The organism is Frankia sp. CcWB2, from assembly GCF_977927585.1.
Map to the genome: position 1 here is coordinate 1 of NZ_CDWRCM010000327.1, position 2,605 is coordinate 2,605.

Annotated in this window: 2 protein-coding genes; one reads left to right on the forward strand and one right to left on the reverse strand. The window is 72.8% G+C overall.

Features of this window, described 5'->3' with window-relative positions:
• Nucleotides 1–78: 78 nt before the first annotated feature.
• Complete coding sequence (locus tag ACY45C_RS21210) at nucleotides 79–957, reverse strand: DUF3027 domain-containing protein (protein WP_462189314.1); 879 nt, start codon at nucleotides 955–957, stop codon at nucleotides 79–81.
• Between the two features lie 98 nt (nucleotides 958–1,055).
• On the opposite strand from ACY45C_RS21210, the gene ACY45C_RS21215 reads away from it, so the two are divergent.
• On the forward strand, nucleotides 1,056–2,605 hold a 1,550-nt coding region (locus tag ACY45C_RS21215; protein WP_462189315.1), incomplete at its 3' end, for an MFS transporter.

Genomic DNA, 2,605 nt, shown 5'->3' on the forward strand with positions numbered 1-2,605 from the left:
GACCTCGACACGAGTACGTCCGAGCCGAGTACGTCCGGATAAATCCAGGTAAGTCCCGGCGTCGGCGGGCGAGGCCGGTCAGGAGTGGCCGTAGGGCTCCGGTCCCGGGCCGTCCGCGGTCTCGCCCGCCCCGTTGTCGTCCACCGAACCCGGCGGATGGGCGGCCACGCCCACCAGCTCGACGTCGATCGGCTCCAGGTCGGAGGGGTCCTCGTCGAACAGGACGGGTTCAGGATGCGCCGAAGGAGCCACCAGTGCCTCCGAGTGCGCCCCACAGCCGTGGTCGATCGACGTGACCCGGCCGTCGTCCGGTGCGAGCTCGTTGGCGCAGACGCCGAACATCCGGCCGAGCGCACCCGCGAGCCGCACGTGGAATCCGCAGGTCAGGCAGGATGCGGGCGCCACCTTGGCGATGGATGCGCCCGGGCCGGCGGGACCCGCGTACCAGCGTTCGACCGCTTCCTCCCGCCCGGTCACGGACAGCACCCGGGCCCGCCCCAGACCGAGCTCGATGAAGACGTCGGTGTCGGCGAACTCCTCGGCGTCTTCTGTGCGCAGCGCGAGCCGAGGATCGTCGATGGCGGTCGGCAGCAGGTCCCCGACACCGACGTCGCCCGGCCGCAGCCGCTCCGACCAGGGGACCCACGGGGGCGCCAGCATGGCCCCGTCCCCGGGCATCAACACGACGTCGTCGACCGTCGCCTTGCGCACCCGCGCGGCTCGGGTAACGATCACCGTCCAGACCCAGCCGGGGTAGGCCCGCGACAGGCAGGCGAACCGGTGCAGGGCGAGGCGGTCCCCCTCGCTCTCGACGCCGAGATGCTCACCGACCTCCGCCGCGGACCCCGCCTCCTCGACGGCCGCCTGCCGGGCCAGGTCAACGGCGGCCGCACAGGTCGGATCGGCCACGGGTTCCCGCCCGGACCGGACCGTCCTACGAACATCGGAAGCATCCACGGGAAGTATTCTCACCCACGAACCCTCCCGCCGCCCGACGTGGTCGTAGTGGCGCCGGTCCAGGACAGCGCCGGTCCAAGACGAGGACACTGGGCAGGGTGAACCTGGGCAGCACAGTGGTGAACAGCCTGCGCCGGCTGCGGGCGAGTGTGCGCGGCAATGACGCCGACCGGTCGGGGCTGTCGTCGCTGACGGAGCTGTCGTTCGTCAACGCCGCCGGGGACGCGCTGGTGACCGTCGCGTTGGCGGGTTCGCTGTTCTTCGCCGTCCCGTCCGGCGAGGCCCGGTCGAAGGTCGCCCTCTACCTACTGGTCACCATGGTGCCGTTCGCCCTGCTGGCGCCGGTCATCGGTCCGCTGCTGGACCGGGTGGCCTACGGCCGGCGGACGGCGCTCGCCGCCATCTGCCTGGGCCGCGGGCTGCTGGCGTGGCAGCTCGCGGGGGCGCTCGACGGGCTGGCCGTCTACCCCCTCGCGCTCGGCCTGCTCGTGCTCTCCCGCGGGTTCGGCGTCGCGCGCAGCGCCGTCATTCCCCGGGTGGCCCCGGCGGAACTCACGCTCGTCACGATCAACTCACGGATCTCGCTGGTCAACATCGTCGCCGGGGCGGTCGTGGCACCCGTCGGGTTGGGCATCGCCAACATCCCTTTCGTCGGCTATCCCTGGGTGTTGCGGATCTGTGCCCTCGTCTACATGGCCGGGGTCCTACTGGCGTTCAACCTGCCCGGGCACGTCGACTCCGCCGCCGGTGAGCAGCCACTGCGCGGGCCGCTTCCCTCAAGCGTGGCCCGGCGCGGTGTCGGGACGTGGATCCGGGCGTTCCTCGGCACGCTGCCGGTGGCGCTGCGCGCCGCCCTGGTGCTACGCAGTCTGGTCGGCTTCCTGACGTTCTATCTGGTGTTCCTCCTGCGCACCAACGGCGGGAACAACCTGTGGCTGGGCGGGCTCGCGGTCTGCGCGGGCGCCGGCAGCGGCCTGGGAGTCCTCATCGGCGGCCGGCTCGGCCGGCGCCGCCCCGAGGGCATCCTCATGCTCGCGCTGGTGTTGGCGGCAGGGGGATGCCTCGGTGCGGCGATCACCTACACCAAGTTCACCTCGCTGGTCGCCGCGCTGCTGGCGTCCATGGCGGGGTCGATGGGGAAGCTGGCGCTGGACGCGATCATCCAGCGGGACATCCCGGAGACCACCCGCAACTCCGCGTTCGCCCGCTCTGAGACCGGTCTGCAGCTGGCCTGGGTCGCCGGCGGGGGCCTCGGACTGATCGAGATGCCCGGGATGGTCGGCTTCGCGGTGGCCGCGGCGGCGATGGGGATCACGTTGTTCGTGGAGGCCGGCGCGCTGCGCCGGTCCCGGCTGGCCGCCCGCGCCCAGTTCCGCGCGGACGCCCGGAACCACCCACCCGCCCACAACGATCCGGACACGACGAAACCGCTCGGTCACCCAGGGGTTCCCCCGCAGTCGCCGATGCCCCCGCCGGCACCCAGGCCCCCGCCGGCCCACGCGACCGCGTCGACGCCGCTGCCACCGGCCGACCCGTGGCGGCAGGCCCCACTCCCCATTCCGGCGACGCTCCAGGATCCGACCGGTCCGACCCGGCCTGACCGCCGACGAACGACCCGCGGCCTCCGATGGCGGCGCCAGAACTGGAT